General features: G+C 33.7%; 24 protein-coding genes. 8 read left to right on the forward strand and 16 right to left on the reverse strand.

Annotation, left to right across the window (positions count from 1 at the left end; genetic code table 11):
* Positions 1 to 2 precede the first annotated feature (2 nt).
* Both SYN6308_RS22170 and SYN6308_RS25490 read left to right on the forward strand, forming a co-directional pair.
* Positions 3 to 1,397 carry an Hsp70 family protein gene (locus SYN6308_RS22170; protein WP_237741272.1) on the forward strand — a complete coding sequence of 465 codons (1,395 nt, stop codon included), beginning with the start codon at positions 3 to 5 and terminating at the stop codon, positions 1,395 to 1,397.
* On the forward strand, positions 1,360 to 1,602 hold the full coding sequence (locus SYN6308_RS25490; protein ID WP_237741273.1) for a hypothetical protein: 243 nt from the start codon (positions 1,360 to 1,362) through the stop codon (positions 1,600 to 1,602). The genes SYN6308_RS22170 and SYN6308_RS25490 overlap by 38 nt, the downstream gene beginning before the upstream one ends.
* A 35-nt stretch (positions 1,603 to 1,637) precedes the next feature.
* Here SYN6308_RS25490 and SYN6308_RS08770 read toward each other — a convergent pair whose 3' ends face one another.
* A complete protein-coding gene (locus tag SYN6308_RS08770) occupies positions 1,638 to 2,111 on the reverse strand; it encodes a TspO/MBR family protein (RefSeq protein ID WP_017294064.1) in 474 nt (157 codons plus the stop codon).
* A 313-nt stretch (positions 2,112 to 2,424) separates the two neighbouring features.
* Here SYN6308_RS08770 and SYN6308_RS08775 point away from each other — a divergent pair, with 313 nt between their 5' ends.
* Entirely contained in the window at positions 2,425 to 4,050 is a 1,626-nt protein-coding gene (locus tag SYN6308_RS08775; protein WP_017294065.1) for an MFS transporter, read from the forward strand.
* A gap of 49 nt (positions 4,051 to 4,099) precedes the next feature.
* Here the strand turns inward: SYN6308_RS08775 and SYN6308_RS08780 are convergent, their stop codons facing one another.
* Positions 4,100 to 4,651: a thioredoxin family protein gene (locus SYN6308_RS08780; protein ID WP_017294066.1), complete on the reverse strand. Its 552-nt coding sequence runs from the start codon at positions 4,649 to 4,651 to the stop codon at positions 4,100 to 4,102.
* A gap of 268 nt (positions 4,652 to 4,919) precedes the next feature.
* Here SYN6308_RS08780 and SYN6308_RS08785 point away from each other — a divergent pair, with 268 nt between their 5' ends.
* The gene (locus SYN6308_RS08785) at positions 4,920 to 6,086 is read left to right on the forward strand and encodes an ABC transporter permease subunit (RefSeq protein ID WP_017294067.1); all 1,167 of its coding nucleotides are present in this window, start codon (positions 4,920 to 4,922) and stop codon (positions 6,084 to 6,086) included.
* Between the two features lie 85 nt (positions 6,087 to 6,171).
* Here SYN6308_RS08785 and SYN6308_RS08790 read toward each other — a convergent pair whose 3' ends face one another.
* From SYN6308_RS08790 to SYN6308_RS08820, 7 genes are all read right to left on the reverse strand, one after another.
* A complete protein-coding gene (locus tag SYN6308_RS08790; protein WP_017294068.1) occupies positions 6,172 to 9,126 on the reverse strand; it encodes a glycosyltransferase in 2,955 nt (984 codons plus the stop codon).
* Positions 9,127 to 9,807: 681 nt separating this feature from the next.
* Complete coding sequence (locus SYN6308_RS08795) at positions 9,808 to 10,002, reverse strand: hypothetical protein (RefSeq protein ID WP_017294069.1); 195 nt, start codon at positions 10,000 to 10,002, stop codon at positions 9,808 to 9,810.
* Between the two features lie 76 nt (positions 10,003 to 10,078).
* Positions 10,079 to 10,771 carry a C40 family peptidase gene (locus tag SYN6308_RS08800; RefSeq protein ID WP_017294070.1) on the reverse strand — a complete coding sequence of 231 codons (693 nt, stop codon included), beginning with the start codon at positions 10,769 to 10,771 and terminating at the stop codon, positions 10,079 to 10,081.
* Positions 10,772 to 10,830: 59 nt separating this feature from the next.
* Positions 10,831 to 11,367: a pentapeptide repeat-containing protein gene (locus SYN6308_RS08805; RefSeq protein ID WP_040467167.1), complete on the reverse strand. Its 537-nt coding sequence runs from the start codon at positions 11,365 to 11,367 to the stop codon at positions 10,831 to 10,833.
* Positions 11,368 to 11,398: 31 nt separating this feature from the next.
* Complete coding sequence (locus tag SYN6308_RS08810) at positions 11,399 to 12,037, reverse strand: microcompartments protein (RefSeq protein WP_017294072.1); 639 nt, start codon at positions 12,035 to 12,037, stop codon at positions 11,399 to 11,401.
* A gap of 210 nt (positions 12,038 to 12,247) precedes the next feature.
* Positions 12,248 to 12,478: a type II toxin-antitoxin system MqsA family antitoxin gene (locus tag SYN6308_RS08815; RefSeq protein ID WP_017294073.1), complete on the reverse strand. Its 231-nt coding sequence runs from the start codon at positions 12,476 to 12,478 to the stop codon at positions 12,248 to 12,250.
* Between the two features lie 14 nt (positions 12,479 to 12,492).
* On the reverse strand, positions 12,493 to 12,774 hold the full coding sequence (locus tag SYN6308_RS08820; RefSeq protein WP_017294074.1) for a DUF4258 domain-containing protein: 282 nt from the start codon (positions 12,772 to 12,774) through the stop codon (positions 12,493 to 12,495).
* A 236-nt stretch (positions 12,775 to 13,010) separates the two neighbouring features.
* On the opposite strand from SYN6308_RS08820, the gene SYN6308_RS08825 reads away from it, so the two are divergent.
* Positions 13,011 to 14,483 carry a leucyl aminopeptidase gene (locus SYN6308_RS08825; protein WP_017294075.1) on the forward strand — a complete coding sequence of 491 codons (1,473 nt, stop codon included), beginning with the start codon at positions 13,011 to 13,013 and terminating at the stop codon, positions 14,481 to 14,483.
* Positions 14,484 to 14,728: 245 nt separating this feature from the next.
* On the opposite strand, the gene SYN6308_RS08830 is transcribed toward SYN6308_RS08825, so the two are convergent.
* From SYN6308_RS08830 to SYN6308_RS08845, 4 genes are all read right to left on the reverse strand, one after another.
* Complete coding sequence (locus SYN6308_RS08830; RefSeq protein ID WP_017294076.1) at positions 14,729 to 15,673, reverse strand: methyltransferase domain-containing protein; 945 nt, start codon at positions 15,671 to 15,673, stop codon at positions 14,729 to 14,731.
* Positions 15,674 to 15,773: 100 nt separating this feature from the next.
* A complete protein-coding gene (gene ndhM, locus SYN6308_RS08835; protein WP_017294077.1) occupies positions 15,774 to 16,136 on the reverse strand; it encodes an NAD(P)H-quinone oxidoreductase subunit M in 363 nt (120 codons plus the stop codon).
* Positions 16,137 to 16,204: 68 nt separating this feature from the next.
* Positions 16,205 to 17,053 (reverse strand): CPBP family intramembrane glutamic endopeptidase, encoded by an 849-nt coding sequence (locus SYN6308_RS08840; RefSeq protein WP_017294078.1) that lies wholly within the window; start codon positions 17,051 to 17,053, stop codon positions 16,205 to 16,207.
* 100 nt (positions 17,054 to 17,153) lie between these two features.
* Positions 17,154 to 17,549: an AbrB family transcriptional regulator gene (locus tag SYN6308_RS08845; protein ID WP_017294079.1), complete on the reverse strand. Its 396-nt coding sequence runs from the start codon at positions 17,547 to 17,549 to the stop codon at positions 17,154 to 17,156.
* 323 nt (positions 17,550 to 17,872) lie between these two features.
* Here SYN6308_RS08845 and SYN6308_RS08850 point away from each other — a divergent pair, with 323 nt between their 5' ends.
* Positions 17,873 to 18,853: a succinate dehydrogenase/fumarate reductase iron-sulfur subunit gene (locus SYN6308_RS08850; RefSeq protein ID WP_017294080.1), complete on the forward strand. Its 981-nt coding sequence runs from the start codon at positions 17,873 to 17,875 to the stop codon at positions 18,851 to 18,853.
* Positions 18,854 to 18,884: 31 nt separating this feature from the next.
* Positions 18,885 to 19,271, forward strand: a complete 387-nt coding sequence (dndE, locus tag SYN6308_RS08855; protein WP_017294081.1) for a DNA sulfur modification protein DndE — start codon at positions 18,885 to 18,887, stop codon at positions 19,269 to 19,271.
* Positions 19,272 to 19,666: 395 nt separating this feature from the next.
* Here the strand turns inward: dndE and SYN6308_RS08860 are convergent, their stop codons facing one another.
* The 3 genes from SYN6308_RS08860 to SYN6308_RS08870 all read right to left on the reverse strand — a co-directional run bounded on the left by SYN6308_RS08860 (position 19,667) and on the right by SYN6308_RS08870 (position 22,078).
* Positions 19,667 to 20,851 carry a GNAT family N-acetyltransferase gene (locus SYN6308_RS08860; protein WP_017294082.1) on the reverse strand — a complete coding sequence of 395 codons (1,185 nt, stop codon included), beginning with the start codon at positions 20,849 to 20,851 and terminating at the stop codon, positions 19,667 to 19,669.
* A 129-nt stretch (positions 20,852 to 20,980) separates the two neighbouring features.
* Entirely contained in the window at positions 20,981 to 21,325 is a 345-nt protein-coding gene (locus SYN6308_RS08865; protein WP_017294083.1) for a nuclear transport factor 2 family protein, read from the reverse strand.
* Positions 21,326 to 21,580: 255 nt separating this feature from the next.
* On the reverse strand, positions 21,581 to 22,078 hold the full coding sequence (locus SYN6308_RS08870) for a hypothetical protein (RefSeq protein ID WP_144051417.1): 498 nt from the start codon (positions 22,076 to 22,078) through the stop codon (positions 21,581 to 21,583).
* Between the two features lie 166 nt (positions 22,079 to 22,244).
* Here SYN6308_RS08870 and SYN6308_RS08875 point away from each other — a divergent pair, with 166 nt between their 5' ends.
* On the forward strand, positions 22,245 to 22,703 hold the full coding sequence (locus tag SYN6308_RS08875; protein ID WP_017294085.1) for an ATP synthase subunit I: 459 nt from the start codon (positions 22,245 to 22,247) through the stop codon (positions 22,701 to 22,703).
* The last annotated feature ends 37 nt before the right edge of the window (positions 22,704 to 22,740 follow it).

Consider the following 22,740-nt stretch of genomic DNA (forward strand, 5'->3'; position numbering starts at 1 on the left):
TTATGACTACTATAGCGATCGATTTTGGCACAAGTAACACTGTCGTTAGTATTATCGAACCCGATACCAAAGAAGCAAAATCCCTCCGTTTTGAGAAGATGTCTAAGGTATTTCGGATGAAACTTAATAACGACTCAGTGTCAGAAATCCCTGTCATACCTAGCTTAGTCTTTATCAAAGAAGGACATGAGTTTATATTAGGAGAACAAGTACGCACTCGTCGGTTAGGATGTAGTAAGCCTGAACGGTTTTTTAAAGCCTTTAAAAGAGATTTAGCCGCCGAATTTCGCTCTCCTGCGAGGATAATAGAGGGGAAAGAATACCCCAGTGAAGCAGTAGCAAAAATATTTTTACAAGAAATTTGGCAACAACTAAAATTACAGCATTTAAACCCCTCTCAAGCAATATTTACCGTGCCAGTGGGAGGTTTTGAAAGTTACTCGAATTGGTGTCGTGAGGTAGCTACAGCATTAGGTATTGAAAAAGTGCAGTTAGTGGATGAATCCACCGCCGCCGCCTTTGGTTATGCTGTGAAAAAGCCTAATACTTTAGTTTTAGTTGTGGACTTTGGAGGAGGTACATTAGATCTTAGTTTAGTGCGTACGATCGCATCTTCTTCTCAATTCAAGGAATTAAAAGGGGAGGTAATTGCTAAAACTCAAGCCTATGTGGGCGGTGAAGATATTGATATTTGGTTGATAGAAGATTATTTGAAAAAACAAGGCATTGCTAAAAAGGATTTAAGTAACGTAGCTTGGCAAAATTTATTAGAAATAGCTGAACGTATTAAGATTAAACTATCTCAGACTAAGGAAGCAAAGGAAAGTTGGTTAGATGAAGATACCTTTATTGCCTATGATATAGTGTTCGATCGACAACAACTAACAGAAATCTTAGAAACTCAACAATTATTACCTCAATTACGAAATTGTCTCGATGAAGTTATTGAGATGTCAATAGGTAAGGGCATCAATAAAAAACAGATTGAAAAAGTAGTTTTAGTCGGCGGTAGTTGTTTAATTGCCCCCGTAAGAGAATTAATTACTTCTTATTTTGGCAGGGAAAAAGTGTTGATAAATAAGCCTTTTGAAGCTGTTTGTCATGGTGCTTTAACCCTTAATTCATTAGAAACCATTGATGATCATTTATATCATAGCTACGCCCTTCGCACATGGAATCCTTTAACCCAAGAATATGTCTATAATCCTTTATTTCGATCGGGCTTACAATATCCTTGTGAGTTAGAATACCCCTTAATTTTACAATGTGCTAATAACGGACAAGATGCCATTTATTTGGATATTGGGCAAGTCGTAGAAATGGGCAAAGCTGAACTTAGTTACGATAATACAGGAAAAAATGACCAGTGGTATAGTAAAATCTCAAAATACCTATAAATCTCTCACCTATGAATTAGATTGGCAAGGAAACATTATTAAGTCTGCCTGTATTGCTCAATTAAATCCCCTTGGCACTGTGGGAAAAGATCGTCTAAAAATACATCTCGAAATAGATGATAACCGAATGTTGTTAGTTACTGTTACAGATATTCTGACTCAACAAGTATTAGTCTATAAGAGATCGATCGTACATCTATATTAACTAAGGGCTAAACAAATATTTATTTTTTGTAATTATCAAATAGCCTCACGATTTAAAGGTATCATCGCCCAAGTGACATAAGTGCCGATGGGACTCCATAAAAGATATGGTATGAGTAGATATAGTGCTGATTTATTGGCAAAAAACACTAATCCTGCCAAGATTAAACCTAGAAAAAAGCCTCCTCCGCCAATGAATACCCCAACCAATAAACTGCGAAAAGCACACATTACCCTCGTATAACCTAAAATCGCTATTTCCAAAGCAAGATATAGAGTCATTAAAACGATTTTTTTGTCCATGTTTATATCCGTATCCCAAATGATACTGGCAGATAAAATTAGACAGACAAAAATGAAAATCCAGATAAAGGGTATAGCAAATTCAAAGGTTAACCATGAAGGGCGTTTTAACCGCAAAAACCACCGAAAATCATCGGTTGGAATACGATTAACCAAGAAACTCACTAAAAATGCGATCGAACCAATTACTAACCAAGAAGGAATCATCATTAAGAATGAAGAATGAAGAATGAAGAATGAAGAATGAAGAATGAAGAATGAAGAATGAAGAATGAAGAATGAAGAATGAAGAATGAAGAATGAAGAATGAAGAATGAAGAATGAAGAATGATTTTCAAAAATTAAACATAACCTTACGACTATAGCATTTTTTCTGAGAAGGCTTTGCGAACTTTGAGGAAAAACCTAGGAATACTTTTATTTCTTTGCGTCTTTGCGTCTTTGCGTGAGAAAAAAATCAGTAAGTTAATGTTTTAGAAGTTAAATTACTTATACTGTTAATTTTACAGACTGAATCAACATGACATCGAATCAAACCTCAGAAAAACTTAATTTAACGACAAAATTAGCCTTTGGTGCAGGGGATATAGGACCGGCTTTTACTGCTAATATATTAGTATTCTTCTTGATGCCTTTTTTTACTAATGTAGCAGGTATAAGCCCTGCCATTGCGGGAAGTATTTTATTTGTAGGCAAGATTGCGGATGCTATCAATGATCCTATTATCGGGGTTTTTAGCGATCGAACTCAAACAAAATGGGGGAGGCGTATTCCTTGGATGATATTTGCGGCGATACCCTTTGGATTGACGTTTTTTTTACAGTGGATAGTGCCTAAATTTAGTGAAGATATTTCTTTAAATAATAATCTTTTATTTCTCTATTATATGATGATAGGGATTGTGTTTAATGTCTTTTATACGGCGGTAAATTTGCCTTATCAAGCCTTAACTCCAGAGTTAACTCAAGACTATAATGAGCGCACAAATTTAAACAGTTTTCGGTTTAGTTTTTCCATCGGTGCAAGTATTGTTTCTCTGATTTTAGCAGGGGCAATTTTTCAAGTTTATCAAGGCAATAATCAAGAAAAATATTTAATTTTAGGAATAATTTCTACTATTTTTTCGACTTTACCATTATTTTGGTGTCCTTTGATTATTAAAGAAAGAGGTTATGAACCTTTATTAAATAAAAATCAACGTAAAATAACTGCTTATATTTTTATTTCGATCGCCACAATATCAATTATTTATGGTTTAGTGAATCTTATTAATAATAGTTCAGGAGAAGATATATTTAACGCAATAATAGCGTTATTAATTGGTTTATTTATGGGTATCATGGCATGGAGTTTAATAATTGCGAAAACTGAGCCTCATTTATTGCAACCCCATTTAGGAAAAAGTGAAGAAAATACCGAGAATAATTTTACTTATATTCAACAGTTAAAAATCGTTTTTCAAAATCGTCCTTTTCTCTACGTCGTTGGTATTTATTTATGTTCATGGTTAGCCGTACAATTAACCGCATCTATTTTGATTTATTTTGTGGTAAATTGGATGGGATTACCTGATGCTGAGTTTCCCAGAGTTGCGATCGCAGTGCAAGGAACGGCATTAATCATGTTATTTGTTTGGCAAAAAATTAGTAATATATTAGATAAAAAAATCGTTTATTTTCTTGGTTCAACTATTTGGATAATTGCTCAAATTGGCTTATTTTTAGTACAACCGGGACAAACATTTTTATTATATGCTTTAGCAATGTTAGCAGGTTGTGGAGTCTCAGTAGCTTATTTAATTCCTTGGTCAATGATACCAGATGTTATTGATTTAGATGAACTGAATACAGGAGAAAGACGAGAAGGAATTTTTTATGGTTTTATGGTACTTTTACAAAAATTTGGTTTAGCTTTTGGACTATTTTTAGTAGGTATTGCTTTAGAGGCATCAGGATTTATAAAACCCATAGAAGGGCAACCAATTCCCGTGCAACCAGAAAGTGCATTATGGGCAATTCGTCTAGTAGTTGCACCGTTACCCGCCGTTGTTTTATTTGCAGGAATAATCCTAGCTTATTTTTATCCTATTACGAGAGAATATCATAGTAACATTCGTTTACAATTACAAGAAAGAAAAAACAATTAACAATTAACAAATTTTCCCTAACCCCCTAATTGCCTAACACCCTATCACCCTATCCATGATCTCTGGGGTTGTCGTTATTGCCATCTATAATGATATTCTGAGGATTCAAAGAGGAAATATTGCCCCGATTATTGGCATAGGGTAAAGGTTTATTGACGATAAGCGCTTGTAAATTTTCTTGAAAAATGCTTAAAGGTTGTTCTCCAATGGTAGATGCGATCGCGCTTCCTTGATTGTTAAGAAAAATAAAATGAGGAATACCATCTACGCCATAGTTGAGAACTTCGGGCAACCATTTACTATTATCAACATTGAGCATGACGAAATTAACATCTTGTTGGTACTCTTGTTTTAAAGTAGCTAAATCTCCTGCCATTGCTTGACAACTGGTACACCAATTAGCATAAAATTCCACAAGGGAAGGTTTACCGTTATTCACGGCGACTTCTAAAGGAGTTGCTTGTTGTGCCTGAGATTCTAAGGATTCAGCATTAACCGTAGTGTGAGAGCTTAAAGCTAGTAAGACACCCAGAGTTACAGCAATTAAGGCAATGACAATATTGCGGATTCGATTAAGAGGATTGATATTATTTTCTGACATGATTTGATGAATAATAAACGCATAAAGTAACCATTATAACCATCTCAAAATCTGCTTTGGAATGAAGATTTAACAAAATAGAAAAATTTGTTTCAGATTGCTTCGTTACCTCGATAGGGATAATCTCTATAAATTAAACTGGGTAATTAATTCTCAATTTTCAATTTTCAATTCTCCATTCTCCATTCCCCTTAATTGTGATGAATGATACTAAAAAAAAACTAAATTAATAGTGATAATGTACCAGAAAATTAATTTAGAGTGAAAAATGTTACCCCTGATAGAAGGATTTTTAAATGGTATTAGTATCGGGTCGGTGTTGTTAATTGCTGCGCTAGGATTAGCTATTGTCTTTGGTTTAATGGGTGTGATTAACTTAGCGCATGGTGAATTGATGATGTTGGGTGCTTATACAACTTTTGTGGTGCAAAATATTTTTAAGGCTTTCGGTGATCCTTGGTTTAATTTTTATATTATTGTCGCTATTCCCGTGGCTTTTGTGGTGGCGGCGATCGCAGGGATAATTTTAGAACGGGGTGTAATTCGTTTTCTTTACGGGCGACCACTAGAAACCCTGTTGGCAACTTGGGGGGTTAGTCTCATTCTACGGCAATTAGTACGCAGTGTAAACTGGTCAATGACTATCGGAATTATAGTATTTTCCCTCCTATTTTTTGGCGGAATGTGGTTTTTATCCCGTCAGGGAAATTGGGAACAAATTCGCCCTAAATTTATTGCCATTACTTTACCTTTAGCTAGTGCGATCGCAATTATTACGGGAATTTTAATAAATAACTCCAAAAATCAAGCCTTAACAAAAGCGTGGTTTAGTGCGAGAAATGTAGATGTAACTGCTCCAGCGTGGTTAAGAGGTGGCATCCCGTTGGGTGCATTTCAATTTCCTATGGCAAGGGTTTTTATTATCATCCTCACAATACTATGTATCGCAGGAGTCTATTGGTTTTTAAACGGCTCAGATTGGGGTTTAAAAATACGAGCTGTCACCCAAAATCGTACCATGAGTTCTTGTTTAGGGATTCCCACGGCAACCGTTGATGCACTTACCTTTGCCCTTGGTTCGGGGTTAGCAGGTATTGCTGGAGTAGCTATTAGCTTACTAGGTTCAGTCGGTCCTAACACTGGTCAAAACTACATTGTAGATGCTTTTATGGTGGTAGTGGTAGGAGGTGTGGGTAATCTACTGGGTACTATTATTGCGGCACTTTCGATCGGCATCGTATCTTATATCGTAGGTTCTGGTAGTCTGTCTTTAATGTTGATGTCGGGGGATTCTGGGGGTACGTTGTTAGAAATTATCAACTTTTTTGCCAATACCAGTATGGCGAAAGTTTTGGTTTTTGTCTTAATTATTACCTTTTTACAAATTAAACCTTCGGGCATATTCCCTCAGAAGGGGCGTATGGCTGAATTGTAAGAGTTAAGGTGTTAGGGAATTAGGGAATTAGGGAATTAGGGAATTAGGGAGTTGGGGAGTTGGGGAGTTGTTAATTGTTAATTTTTCACCATAATAAAAAGTGTTGTTGATAGCGGTTATCGTTGAAAAGATGATACTGGAGATTAAGTTTATTATTTGTGTCTAATTTCTCTAATATTTGTTCATGGGAATAACTGATTTTTTTGGCTATTTGTTTTGTTTGCCAGAGATGATAATAAATTAAAGAATCAGAGGTTAAATATTCTAGTTGATGATATTGATTCTGCATTTTAATTATACCTTCACCTAATGGTAAATAGTTCGATCGATCTTGATTTTCTTGTAACCATAAAATGAGAGCATAAGCTAAGGTAAAATCGGTACTATTTTCCTTTAAAAAACTTTTTCGATAACTAAGACAATGTAATAATAATTGTTCTAATTCTTGAGTATTTTTATGGGCAAAACTATATTTTATTCCCCCTAAACTGCGATATAAATACCATGCTTTTATATCTTCAATTTCCGCTAATGGACTTTGGGTAGTTCGATCGTCAGGATAATTCCAAAAAATCCCTAAAACTCGATCGACCAAATCACAATTAATATAAGGTAAGACTCTATTTTTAAATTCTGTATCCCCTGCGCCTCGAAATTTCTCATCATAAAAACCAAAACGACTATGCAAATTACGACGATATAAACCCCCCACATAGGTTAAATAGCAAGTATCAAGATAAACTAAATTCTGACTAAATCCACGGCGGTTATACGTCATCAAGTCTTTAATCCAATTTCCCTTCTCATCCACTTCCGTTACTAAACTATGCCCCACAACCCAATCTAAATCAGGATTTCGATCGAGCTTATGTGCTAAAATTTCTAAAGCATCCATAGTCATCATCTCATCTACCCCAAGAAAAGTGATGTACGGAGATTGAGAGAGTAAAATACCACGATTCCAAGCGCTTTGAATAGTTTCCCTTGCTTCACTTCTGACGTAAACTATCGGTATATTCAGATGAGGTAAAAGTTGTTGAAAAACTTGATATTCCTGTTGTGGTGAGCCACTATCAATTAAAATAACTTCAGCGTCTTGTTTTTGGAAGATCGTGTGTTGAGCTAAAATTGACAAAAAACACTCCAGTTTACTTTCTGCATTGTACAACGAAACGATCACCGAAACTCGATAATTTTTTTGCTCACGATAATCCTTAATAAATTCGTAGGATTTTTCCTGATAGTTAAGTAAATTTTGGTAATTATTTAATAGATATTCATAAACTAATTGTGGAGAATTTTGAGAGGGAGAATAAAGTAGATTTAATAACGATGCTTCTTCTTGAAAATTATGATTAACTAAAATTTGACTAACATTTTCTAACTGATTAAATCTATCTTCATTAAGAAGACGAATAATTCTGAGGTGATAAGTAGCAGATAATAGCTGATTTCCCCTAATATTTTCTAATCTTGCTATCTCTTGCCAAATTTTCAGACGATTTATATAATATCCTGTTTTAAATTTATTAATATTTTCAGTATCAGTTTTAAGAGGATGACTTAAATTTTTTAATTGTTGAATTTTATCATCAATTTCCTTAGCTGAATTTTCCGTTAAACTCTCGATTATTTTCCACTTAGAGGCAAAAAAGAGACTTTTAATTAATTGATTAGTAACAATATTTTTTCTATTATTTACTTGCTTTTTTATTTGACTTATTTGCTTTTTTCCTAGATTAACTATAGGATTAACTATTTTTTTAGTAATTTGAATAAATTGTGGTTTACCCCAATATTGTTTTTTATGAGCATAATTAATTAATTCTTGATACCATTGATTTGTTTTTTCTCTTATTTCTTGATCATAATTACTACATTGATTATAAATATCTTTAATTGTTAATTCTCTTGGTATCAATTCTGGAGAAATAAGAGATATTTTTGCTTCTAAATTCAAACGATATTCTTGATAATTGCTGAGAAGTTCGATAATTTCAGGTAAGGATGAATAAAAATTATTTATATCTAATTTGATAAAAGGTATCTGAGGAAAATTATCTTCTAAAAAACGGCATACTCCAGCTTTTTCACTGATAATAGTTGGGCAACCTGCAAATAATGATTCTAAAGCAACTAAATTTAAGGTATCAAATCGAGAGGGTAAAATTGTTACGGCATTGAGATTAAATTTTTCTTGTAATGCGTAGCGATTAACAGGAGGTAATATATTTATTTGACTAAAACGTAAGGCTAACATTTCTTGTAAATAAAATTCTCCTGTTTTGCCATCTAAGGTTTCGGGATTACCGCCAATTATATTGACTTCACTATAGAGATTTTTTGATAAAAAACTAACTAAATTAACAAAAATATCGACTCCTTTCCCTTTTTCTTTTCTACCAATAAAGTTTAAACTAGGTTTTGAATCTGATGGAATATAATTAATATTGGGAGTTAAATTAAGAAAGGAGAAAGGATGTAAATAATAATTAGGGAAATTGCTTTTTTTTTGCCACCATTCTAAATAATTTTTACTGATACCATAACGAATATTTGCAGTTTGATATTGTAAATTTTCTGCAAATTCTAAATTATTAATATAAGTTCGATCGAGCATCCAATCATGGTGTAAACTTTGGGAGACAATACCATGTAAAGAGATAACAATTTTCTCAAATTTTACTTGATAAAAAGTTAAAGCAGATTCTAAAAAAAGTCCGTATTGTTCATAATCAGGATAGTCGATAATGTCAAAATCTAAACCTTTTAAAGAATAACTAATATTACTTGCAATTAAAAAAGGACGAGATAATTTTTCTAAAGGTAAATTAGTCGATAATCCGTTTAAATCTGACTTTAAATATTGTTGCTGATAAGGTATAACTTTAGAATTATTGGGTCGATCGACTTTAAAATTTTCTTCTATAATTAAATAGTAAAATTCTATCTCTGGATTCGTTTCAATAAGACGGCAATAAAAAGTTTGCCCTCCTCCAATTTTATGAAATAAATCAAATTCAGCAATTAAAACTTTCATAGAAATAATATAGTTTTTTTATTATTTTAACCTAAAAAAACACCACAGAAAAAAATCAGTCAATTTTTACCATAGACATTAAAGATATTTAATAGAATAAGGGTTAATTTAATTAAATAATTAATCATTATATTTACCCCTAAAATAATATTAGGCTCTTCTACCGCAGGGTTTTTTCTTTCTCAAAATTTGGTTTAATTAAAAACTATAATTGGTAAGAAATCTAGCCATTTTTTCTGATTAGAAAATCAATTATTATTAGAAACCATGATATTTTTGATGGAAATTGAACTTACAAAATACAATTTTATCCTGACTTTAAAAAAACCCTGCTTCTACAGTAGTGATGACAAATTAATAATAAATAACCAATAAAATCTTTGATATATAATAATTTTAGTATTTTAAAAATGCAATTATTATAAATTTATGGTTTGCATTTCACTTAATACCTTTTTTTAGACATAATTTATCATACTCAAAGTAAAAAAGCTATAATTTATCACAATCAAAGTGAGATAACCTAATATTATGAGCAAGAATATTAATGCCTATTCTTTCGTTTGATCAGAAAACTTTTTCAGCAACCTTTAATTATAACTAACTGGATGATTAAATGAGGAGAAAATCATTGGTTATTCATAATAATAGTATTAAAAAAATAAGTGATTAAAAAATCAACTATAAACTACTATGAGCCAAATAAGATAAACAATTGTTGACTAAAAAATAGACTACCATCATCGCCGCCGCACACAAAGCAACTAATGCACCTGCTAACATTAAGGAAAATTCACGATGATCAAAGGCTTGTTGCATTAAATGCAATGACCAAGCTACAAGAGCAACATCAAAAATCAGAATCGGAATTAACATTTCTTAACAAATTAAGGTTTCATCTATTTTAATACATATTTTCGCTAAATATGAATTTTTATGACAAAACTTAGATTTAAGTAAGATTCTGAGTGATTCTGCCACAACTCCAAAATTGTGCATAATAATTACGGCTAACTTGATCATCGAGAGGAAACTCTGGTTTAATAAAATTAATAGCAATACCATTATTACCAATTTCCTTACCCGAACTATGAATGTATTGATTATCACCTAAATATAAAGCAACATGGGTAACTCGTTGTTTGCCAAAAAAGATTAAATCTCCTGCTTTTAATTCGGTAATAGGGATTTTAGTAGCAAAGTTTTCTTGTTGATAAGAGTCTCTAGGAATCCAAACCCCGACACTAGCAAAAGCAGATTGTATTAAACCCGAACAATCGTAATTCGGAGCTACTGTACCTCCCCAAAGATAGTAATTAGGAGTATTCATTGCCTGATAGGTAAATTCAATAATTTGCGGTATTAAATCAGCAATTTTTGCTTCTGATATTGCATGAGAAATATAAGGATTTTCCGCTGGTTTTAAGTAAGTTAAATCTTCCACTGAAAGCCATGCTATGTAATTATCTTCACATAAACAAATCTCGATCGAGCCTTCAATAATCGAGGAAGAAATCACTTTTAACTGTCTTCCTTGTGCCATTTGGGTTGCTAATTCTTCACTGTTTGGTTTAGCATATAAATTAATATTTTTTGTGGCTAAATATTCTCCAGATTTAGAAGGTGGTAAAAACTCTAAATTCATATTTATTAAGGTTATTTATGAGGTAATAATGCTTAGGAATTAATGATTGACTTTTAGTCTTAACTCAGCAAATTATTTTTGATACTTTTTACCCAACGAAAATCAGCATTTTTAATAACAGTATTCTCAAAGTTATTTAAAACTAAATTTGCTTTAATTAAATGGGTATTAATCAGTTGAGCATTCGTAAAATTACTTTTTAATATTAACGCTTCTCCTAATTCTGTTTCGTAGAAAATAGCGTTACTTAAATCAGATTCTACGATCGTGCTATGATTAAGATTAGCTTCACTCAAGTTCGATCGACTTAAAAAAGTATTAAGTAATATTGCATTTCTTAAATTAGCTAACCGTAAATTAGCACCAATCAAATTAGTTTTCGTTAAGTCAGCATTGCTTAAATCAGCAAATCGTAAATTAGCACCGATAAAATTCGCCTCCGTCAAGTTACAATTACTTAGATTAATCCCTTCCAGATTATAACTACTAAAACTCATCCCCGAAAGATCGATCGAAACATCCTGATTATAGAATCGCCATTGATTCCATTTGTCCACATTTTTGATTAAATTTCCCCAGTATTCCTGATTATCCATCGATTTCTCCTCCTCAAAAATTATTAAATTATTACTCTTTAATTTCATCCCCTAAAATCCTTCCCCCCACATTAGCGATAGCCTCCAAAGCCGCCGCCGCACCAGCTTTAATATCCCTTTCCGCGCCTCCTAAATATACCCTACCAAAACTCCCCACCGCTTGAACTGATAGAATATTAATTAAAGCCGATTTTTCCGCCTCATTGGCAGCCAATGCCGCATAAGCCGCAGGTTTTACTTCTAAAACGTATAACGTCTCCCCCGCTAACAACATTTGCCCACGACGATTACGGTTAATAATTTGTGCTTGATAAGGATCAATATTACGAATAATTTGACTAGAGACTACTTCAGGTTTTAAACAATCTTTTTCACTCACCCCCAAAGCATCTAAAATAGCTTTTCCTGCGGTTTTCGTTTCCCCTTGATTACTAGAATGAATCTCTAACAAACCATAAAGCCTTTCTACAAATTGAACTCCGGGACGTACGACAGCAGATTTCAAGGCTATATCGGTAATGCGATTAATTTCGATACCCGGAGAAATCTCAATCCAGAGAGAAGCATCCCCCGGCAATGGTAAAAAACCTAATGCAACCGTACCAATATAGGAAGCGTGTTGAGGTTGTAATCTATCTAAATAAACGTAACTTCGGAGTTCAACACTCATGTTTGAATATTTTTAGAGGTAAAATGATAAAATCAAAGGCAAATTATACCATTTAACCGTACCTGAGTTTGATGCAAGACTTCACCTCAAGGTAAAGAATCAGAAACAGCATTATATAATCGAGAATCGACAATTCATAATTCCACACTAAAACGATTAGCTAAAGTTAAATAATGAGCATCATAAGGATAGAAATTTCTATAATTTATTTTAGGATGCAAATTTTGCTACAAGTATATTTTTAGCAACAGAGATTGATGTTTTCTGTTGTTTAATAGCCTCAATTTTTTTCATGGTTTCAGCCGTAAAATAACTTTCTCCACAATCTGGACAACTTATTAAAGGTATATTTTCAATAACAAAAAGTTCTTCATCATTACCATAACTGCGAGAAATATAACGAATTTTAGCTTTTTTTGAATCACAAAGATCACATTTCATAATAATAATATTTTTTATAGTGCATATACTGTAATGATAACAATTTTATCTGTCAAACTAAATTTGACAATAGTTTCGATCATTTCATTGTCAAGGCTATAACCACGAATACGATACTTATACTCTCCTGTTATTTTATCAGGTTGACGCTCGACAATTTTCCCTGTTTTAATCCCATTTTCTACATCATAAATACTTAAATAATCATTGCTTATTTCTTCTTCAGCATGAATAGTAACAACATAATCTAAAGTTTGAATTTTTGATTTAATTTTCTTTAAAATTTCTTCGTACATGATTAATTTTTTCCCAATATAAAAGGGTAAGAAAACCCGATATATAATGTTCAATAAAAGAAAAATTGTTCTCTTACTTTGAGTATAATAAATTATTTCTGATCAAATTATTCCTGTACTAAGTACCTCCCCGTTTAACTTTTTGGGCAAACTCTAAGTAAAAATGCCCTATCTAAGCTAAATTAGTAAAATAATCGACATTTTTAACGTTATATTAATTGAGCTTAAACTGCATTATGGAAATTAAAATTAGCAATATTTCTAAATTGAATTGGAGTGGTGACGCTTTAGCCATCGGATTTTTTGCCGACAAAGTAGAATTGACGGGGGATTTAAAATTATTAGATCAAAAATTAGATGGTACTATTAGTGAATTAATTGCTGAAACTGAGTTTAAAGGCAAATCTGGTACTACTTCGATCGAGCGTATAGGTGGCAAAAATGCTCTGCGCAAAATTATTTTAGTCGGTTTAGGTAAAGAAGAAGACCTCACCCTCGACTCTTTTCGTCAAGCAGGAGGAAGCATCGCTAGGGTAGCAAAACAAGCTAAGTTAAAAACCTTGTCGATCGCCCTTAACCATGATGGTTATGATAATGAGATACTTGCCCAAGTCATCAGCGAAGGAGTAATTTTAGCTTTACATCAAGACAACCGTTTCAAATCCGACACAGAAAATCAAAAAATCACCCTTGAAACGATAGAATTATTAGACTTACCTGCCTCTCCTCAAGCCATCGAAAAAGCGGAAAAAATTGCATCAGGAGTCATTTTAGCCAGAGAATTAGTCAACGCTCCTGCTAATGCCCTCAATCCTGTTACTATGGCAGAAATGGCTGAAAATTTAGCCTCAGAATACGGTTTAGAATTAACCATTTTAGAACAAGAAGACTGCGAAAAATTGGGCATGGGTGCATTTTTAGGGGTAGCCAAAGCCTCCGATTTACCCCCGAAATTTATCCATCTCGTCTATAAACCTCAAAACACTCCTAAACGCAAATTGGCAATAGTTGGTAAGGGTTTAACCTTCGATTCTGGTGGTTTAAACCTCAAGGTTAGTGGTAGCGGAATTGAAACCATGAAAATGGACATGGGAGGGGCGGCGGCGACTTTTGGCGCGGCGAAGGCGATCGCACAGTTGAAACCAGATGTAGAAATTCACTTTATCAGTGCCGTCACCGAAAACATGATTAGCGGTAAAGCAATGCACCCCGGAGACATTTTAATCGCCTCCAATGACAAAACGATCGAAGTCAACAACACCGATGCAGAAGGACGTTTAACCCTCGCTGATGCCCTTGTTTACACAGATAAATTAGGAGTTGATGCCATGGTGGATTTAGCAACCTTAACGGGGGCTTGTATCGTGGCTTTAGGTAACGACATCGCAGGATTATGGACATCTGACGATGATTTAGCGACTCAGTTAAAAGCCTCCGCCCAAACCGCAGGAGAAAAATTCTGGCAAATGCCCTTAGAAACCAAGTATTTTGAACAAATGAAGTCTTCGATCGCAGACATGAAAAATACAGGAAGTCGTGCAGGAGGCTCAATTACCGCCGCCCTATTCTTACAACAATTTGTCAAAGATACCCCCTGGGCGCATTTAGACATAGCTGGACCTGTTTGGGCGGAAAAACCTACCGCTATTGATAACGAAGGAGGCACTGGTTTCGCTGTGCGCACTCTTGTCAACTGGGCGTTAAGTTAAAAAAAATTTATTCCTTTATACAAATGTAGGGTGGGCATTGCCCACCAACCACCACTGAATGAATGGGTGACGCTCCATACACTCACATTCGTAGAGTGTAGGCTTCAAGCGGAAATTATCCTTCTTGAACTTCCATCGTGGTACTCCTTCTTTCCCACTACGGCATTTTATAGTGAGGAACACGCCCAGCCCCACTATAAGAGTCATTATACCACGTCACTGGCGAGAAGCCATCACTACAAACATTATTTTGAGTCATTTTTAATGGCTTTAAACATCCCAAATCGACAAAGCCCACTACCAAACGCCAAGCGCATTAACAAAATAGTGGGAATTTCTCGCACGGATTTAATCAAACCTGATACTCCAAACTTAACTAATCCTGCGGGTTTGGCGATGCCTTGCCAGATGGAATCTAACCACGAAGGAAGGGTTTGTGGTGTCCAATCATCGGTAATTACTTCCCCTTTGGTTAATCCTGTTTCGGCTAAAAGTTCCGCAAAGCCTTCTATACTGGAAAAGGCAGGATGTGACCATTGGTCTAATAATTGTTTCATAACGGGTTTTTCCCAAAAATTTAAGGGTATAGTTCGATCGTCCCTTTGATTCCAGTCAGCGACAACTAGAATACCATTAGGTTTAAGCACTCGCATTAATTCCTTAGCAAATAAGGCTTTATCTTCCATATGTGGACCCGCCTCAACAGTCCATACCACATCAAAACTATTGTCAGAAAAAGACAAAGATAAGGCGTTATCTACTTGAAATTTTGCATTTATATCAGGAGGAGTTAATTCCGTTGCCCTTTGCACTTGTTGAGGGCTAATGGTAATACCTGTAACAGAAAAACCATAGTCTTTTGCTAAGATGCGACTACTGCCCCCAATACCACAACCCACATCTAAAACCGTTGTACCCGAAGGCAACTTATCTAAGCCTCCCCATTTCACCATTTCATGGACAAAATCCGCCTTAGCTTGTAAAAAGTCTTTTTTGCGAGGTGGTAAACCATAATACCCTAAGTGAATATGCTCCCCCCAATAAAATTCTAAGATACCGTCTTGAGTCCATTCATCATAGGAAGTGGCTACAGAATCTGTAGTTTGATAACGGCGAGGAGTTAATAAATAGATGATAATTCCTGTGACGGTTAGCAAAAAAAAACCCTCTAGGGGTAATAAAATATTCATTTTTGTATCAATTTAATAAATTTATCGAGAAATGGCTAAAGCCACCACTACAAACTTAACTTTATATTTGTTTTTGTTTGTAGTAAGGGTTTTAACCCTTTTAACTTAACTGATATTTACCTTCGGATTCTGGTGCATCAACCCTAGGTAAACCCATACTATAATTAAGCACTCTAGCGTTAAGGTTATAGCTAATTTCTCCTTTATTTAAGAGGTTACGAATTAATACTTCTAAATCTGAACCGATACGGCGTAAGTTATAATCGGTTAAGTCTTCTCCGCTATAACTCTCGACTAAATCATCAAATTTACGATAAACTTTTTGTAATGCAACTTCTTCCCAATTAAACTCATTATCAGGATCAACATCAAGGGTTAATACTTGGTTGGAGGGAATCAATTCGTTATTTTTGATTTCTGCGGTATAAATTCTAATATGACGAGTGGTACATTTGATAAACATAGTTCGATCGAGCCGTATTATTAGTTCAATTATGACAATATCATTTTAGCTGTTAATTAGTCTCTTTTTTAAAAGATTGCTGGAAGATTAATAAGTAATAAAGTTGTTATCAACAATACCATTAAACCTGCAACACTTCCGAGGGGTTGATCTTTTTTGCCGATTAACCAACTTTTTACCTCTGGATTGTAGGTATATAAATTAAAGGTATCCACGGAAGCCAAAATAAATACCCATCCCCCATGAAGTCCGATAGATAGTGCGATCGTATAATTGTTGAGGATACGAGCGTAAAAAAGCACTAAACCCATGAGAAATAATCCGGGTAACTGAGGTAATGTATTTTTTTGTTCCCAAATTAAGTGTAACAATGCAAAGATAGCACTAGAAATGATGGCAGTCCATAACCAAGAAAAATCGACTTCGAGAAAATGAACAAAAATGCCCCGAAATACTAATTCTTCGATCGAACTAATAAAAAGACTGATAAATAAAAGTAAGGGCAAATTAGCCCAGAGATTAGGAGTATTATCATCAGGAAGCTGAAACTTTAACCATCCTGCTAACAACTGAACTCCATCCACTAAAAGAATAGATAAAATACCCAAACCATAGCCTAATAGGATAGACTTAAAAAAGCTACCTTGAAAAATCAATCCTATTTTTGCGATGGGAATGTCCTCTACCTTTAATAATGCCCAAGTCAGAATCGGCAATAAAGAGTAGAGGGAGATAATAAAAGTTAGTTTTTGTGTGTTGGAAATTGGTGCGGCTATTTGCCATTTAACTAACCTTGCGAGGGGAATTGCGATGGGAAACCAGATAACCGCCCATATTATCAAGAATAAAATAATTTTTATCATTGAATGGGAATTATTAAAAAAAGCAATTACTGAGTCACCTGCAATATTTACCATTATTATTTACAAGGTTAATTGTGGGAGAAATACAAATTTTCTCGTCCTTTCTAAGAGTTAATTTTCAATCATTACTATTCATTAATCTGAATATTAACGATTATTCTTCGTCCTCAAAATCTACTCCATCTTCCCCTACTTGTTTTAGATGAATGTGCTTGTAACCTAATTTGATTTCAAATTCATCCCCTGATTCTAATCCCATTTTTTGAGTATAACTAGAACCGATGACAATTTGACCATTACGGTGAACACTAACACGAAAAGTAGCTTCTCTACCTCTTCCATCTTTTGTTCTTTCTGGATCGAGAGGAACACCTTTTGCGGCTAAAACGGCATCATAAAATTCCGTTAAATTCACTCTTTCTTTACCATTTTTTCCTAGGGTATAATAACCACAGGCTTTTGCTCTTTGACGACGAGGAATAGCGGATAACTCTTTTACTTTTTGTAATAAGGATTTTCCCACTAAAGGAGTTGGTGTTTCTGCACTCATATTTTATTTTTTACCTTTATTGTTATTTTATTTCTTACGATAATTTATCATAACAAAAAATGATCATTAAATCATCTTTTTTACAAAAAAAAATTGATCAATATTATTAATATACCTTAGTAAGTTAAGTTTTTATCTAAACTGAACAGAAAAAAAATACTTGATCATTGTTATTTTTTAGGGATGATAGTTAAATAAGAGTATCAAAATAAAATAAGATGATAATTTATTTGGTTTTACAAAACTTAAGGAAATTTTCCTTGTCAGTTATAAATTAACCGATGACAATAGAGATAATTTAATCAATAATTTACAAAGTTCCTATGAAAGTTTCCTTTAAAATTCTCCGTCAAAATGCTAATTTATCTCCTCAATTTCAGTCCTACACTTTAGATGTTAATCCCACTAGCACCATTTTAGACTGTTTAAATCAGATTAAATGGGAAGTTGATGGTAGTTTGACCTATCGTAAAAATTGTCGCAATACTATCTGTGGAAGTTGTGCCATGAAAATCAATGGTCGATCGAGTTTAGCCTGTAAAGAAAATGTAGCTGGTGAATTAAAAAAAATTAATGCCTCTGGGGGGGAATCTATCCCAGAAATTGTCATTTCTCCTCTGAATAATTTACCTGTAATTAAAGATTTAGTGGTGGATATGACTAATTTTTGGCAAGATTTAGAATCGATCGAACCTTATATTAGTACTAATGCGAGACAAGTTCCCGAAAAAGAATTTTTACAAACCCCTCAAGAAAGAGAATTATTAGAACAAACGGGTAATTGTATTATGTGTGGTGCTTGTTATTCTGAATGTAACGCCAAAGAAGTTAATCCAGAATTTGCAGGACCTCATGCCTTAGCAAAAAGTTATCGTTGGTTAACGGATTCGAGGGATAGCAATTCCGAACACAGACTAGAACAATATAATAGTGTCGATCGAGGAGTATGGGGGTGTACTCGTTGTTTGATGTGCAATGAAGTTTGTCCCATGGATGTTGCTCCTTTAGATCAAATTAGTAAAATTAAAGGAGAAATTCTTGCCCAAAAAGATATTAACGATAGTCGAGCGGTGCGTCATCGTAAAGTATTAATCGATTTAGTTAAAGATGGCGGTTGGATTGATGAACGTAAATTTGGTTTAATGGTCATGGGGAATTATTTTCGAGATATAAAAGGCTTATTAAGTATCATGCCTTTAGGCTTACGGCTGTTATCTTCAGGTAAATTTCCTGTTTCTTTCGAGCCGTCAGAAGGTACTACAGAAGTTCGATCGATCATTTCCGCCGTTCAAATTAGTAAATAATAGATGATCAATAACAGAACTTAGGTAAAAAATGTTATCCACCATAGAAAGAATCAAATTATCAAAGAAAGGAAAAGATCAATTAGTGAAACTCAAACGAATCACTAAAGTTGACAACTGGAATGTATTATGTCGTTGGGCATTTTGTCGATCGTTAGCAGAAATTCATAAACCAGCACCCTATCCCATTCCCGCCGATAGTAATTTAGAAATGAGTTGGCAAACCTTCGGCGGTGATTTAGCTGATATTTTGTTTCTAGCTTTAAAACATAGATGCGTTCAAGACGGTTTTGATACAAGTCCAGAAACTCTCAATAATCAATTTAGGCTACATCTTCATCGAGGTATCGGTTATCTGGTGGGTAATCCCAATCTATCAAAACTAGAAGACTTATTAGAATTAGAAATTCGTGATTGAGTATGACGATGACTGAATTAATTTTATGTTAAGCAACTTATAAAATTAATTCGGGTATTCCTCTCCATCAGGAAAAATAGTCAATTATTGTGCATTATGATATATTAAATTGTTTTTTAAAGGTTTTATAGATGATTTTACTTAGAAAAAATTTAAACAAATATCTCATTCTCGAAATTTCTATATAGATCCTAGAGAAACAGTTAGAGCAGATTATAATCCAGACTTTTTAAAAATTGTAGGAGAAAATGAAAAACAATGGTTTGACACGGGGAAAAATTTAGATACTGGAATTTATAATTTAAAAATTTATCGAAAAAAAGAGAAACTATAATATAATTTCCCTAAAATATATTATGTTGTTAGGAATTAGGGACAAGAAATGAGGGAAAAATTTACTCCTGAGAATTGTTCGAGTCTGGATGATTAGTTAAAGAAGAAGAATTATAAGTACTTTCTAACCACGATTTTATCCAAGGGGTAGGGATAGGAGTATGCACCGGTTTTAAGCCATTTAAGACTTCAGGAAGGTTTAAAGATTCTAAGGGTTTCGCCTCTCTAAGTTTATGCCATACCGATCGAGACATGAGTAAATTTTGATCTACCCTTTCCGCCCCTAATTTCTCTAAATATTCCTCTCTTTCAGGTTGATAGTCAGAGGAAGAAACCAACAGAGATTGAGGGGGTAAACCTTGAATTACCGTTGCCATTTGACTAATAAGTTTAGGATAAAGCCATGTATAGGCAGGATGTACCGTTAAAACTGCTTCATGGGGTTTACTGCCGTCTTTACACAGATATAATTTAAAATAGCCAATGGCAGCTTTTCTTTGAGGTTCAAATACATAGGCACTAATTTCTGAGGTATGATTCAACCATCCTTGTATTTTTTGCAGAATGAAACGTCCCAATCCTAGTTTAAAGTCTTCTATATGTCGATCGAACACTTGTCGTAATATGGGAGGCATAGAGACACAATCCAATTGATAGAGTAATTTTGCATCAGCATTACTAACAGACAACAAATTCGGTAAGTTAGGTTCTTGTTGTGCTAATTTTTGTAATATTTCCCATGGACAACGCCAATGGGTTATTTGTGCTAAAGGTTGAAAACCGTTCTCTCTATATAATCCCAACGTGTTTTTTTCATTGACATTAACTTCTAGTACCCATGTTCTAGCTTCCCATATTTTCTCAAAACAATGTCTGAGAAGTTGTGAGCCGATGCTACGATTACCGATAAGTAAATGACTTATAGAGGTATTATAGTTAATTAAAACTTGTTCTACTCTCCATGTACTGCGAGTATGATTAAAAGGAGCGACTTGAATTACACCTTGTATTTGTTGATCTTTTTCCGCTACATAGATATAAAAATCATTGTTTAACGGTAATAACTTTGATAACTCTAACAATCCGTAAAAACTTTGATATTTTTGTATTTTCTCTAATAAGGTTGCTTGACGATTATTAAATTCGATCGACAAACGTTGTTGTAATAAGCTAGAAATAGCATTTAAGTCTCGATATTGTATAGCACGAATTTTTAAAGGCGATTTAGTTAAAGTAGAAGTATTCATAGTCTTTTAGAGTTTAAAATGAACAGGAGATTAAAAAAATATATGGAGTAAGACTCTATTTTAATCTTAGCGTAACAAAAAAAATTTGTAAGGATTTTAAAAGTCATATATTTTAATCTTAATATTTTTTTATCCTTTATATTCTCGCCAACGATAAATTAAATTATCTTTAAAGTCTAAAACAATAACATTATCATGACTATTTTCTTGATTATTAACTAAATTAAAATCAGACCAAGACCATTGAATAAAGGCTTTATTTCTTTCAATTATAATATATTTAGTCTCAATTTTAACATATTTTAAACTGACAAAATATTTGTGGGTTACTTCCTCAATTTCTTGTTTAGAAAAACATAAATTTTGATTTAAGATAATTTCTCCATCCTCCGTAAATAAGGAAGAAAATCTCGAAGCATTTTTTTCCATACAGGCTTTAATCGCCCTATCAACTAATAAACGATAATCATTCATAAGTAGGGATTGTTGAATAAGTCTTTTGATGAAGGTAGGAGATAGGAGTTAGGAGATAGGAGTTAGGAGATAGGAGAAATACTGAAAAATAAAGGTTTTGATATTATCTTTATAGCATTTTATTTGTTTGTAGTAAGAGTTTTAACCCTTATGCTGTTTAAAGTCGATCGAAGTCTCTATAATCGCACTTAGTAGATTTAAGTTATAAGCCTTGTCAATTTAGTCTCCAAGGCCTTTTTCTGCGTAAATCCTGAGTTAGTATAAGAAAATTGCACCACTAGATTGTAGGTTAAAAGTCCGATTTCCTTGACTGATACTTTCTATTTGTTTCACTGTCAATTCCACAACATTATCGGGGGTAACTTCCACAAAATATTTAAGACTAATTCTCGAACTATTAGGGTTTTTGATGTCAGGATAGATAACTACATAAATAGGGGCTTCAACATTTTCGATCGATCTTGTAGCACCTTCTTCTAATCTAAGAGGCTCAATATCCGCATCCGTTAAAGCATAATCTAAAAGAATACCACTATCATTAATAATTTTTAATGTGATGGGTTTCGTCATATCCACCCTAGCGATAGGTTGCCAAAAACCGGGTTGAAAAGTTTCCGCAGGAGGATTTTCTGTAGTGGTTGTTTCTGGAGTAGTGTTCTCTGTAACAGGGGCAGAGCGTTGAGCTTCCGCCATGACAGGTAAAAGATTACCACCAGCAAAAATAAGAGTAGAAATTAGTAAAGGTTTAAACATTTGATTTTGAAAAATTTGTTTTTCGTTATTGTAACGGACATTTTTCAATAAGACGTAAATTTTTTCAAATAGATTCCCTTTTTAACAAATTAATAAAAATTAACATAATCGATCGAACTCATGGTAAAATTCATAACGGTAATTACCAAAGAATCTAGCAGTCAACGTGATTAATACCGAATCCAACCCCAAAACCACCATTGAAACATCAACAGAAGTTGAGAATAACGAACCCGTCAAAAAAGAAGACACCATGAAAGAGTTTTATCAACTCCGCAATAATCTTCTGATTGGAACTGTATCTATCGGTGTAGCGGTTTTTATTCTCGTATGGTGCTTTTATAGCCTCAATACAAGCCTTAATTACTTATTAGGAGCTTGTTTTAGCTTGGTGTATGTCAATATGTTGGCGAGGGAAGTAGAAAGGGTAGGCACATTCAAAAAAAAGATTGGTGCAACACGTCTAGCTATTTTTGTCGGTTTAATTATCATTGCCACCCAAAGGGAACAATTACAAGTCATACCCGTATTTCTCGGTTTTATGACTTACAAAGCCGCTATTCTTTTTTATATTTTACCCAGTAGTTTATTGGGGAATCTAAATAAATCAGAAAAAAAAGGCTAATTTTATGATAAATTGTCAAAGATTCCTAAAATCAGGA

Source organism: Geminocystis herdmanii PCC 6308 (assembly GCF_000332235.1).
Classification (GTDB): domain Bacteria; phylum Cyanobacteriota; class Cyanobacteriia; order Cyanobacteriales; family Cyanobacteriaceae; genus Geminocystis; species Geminocystis herdmanii.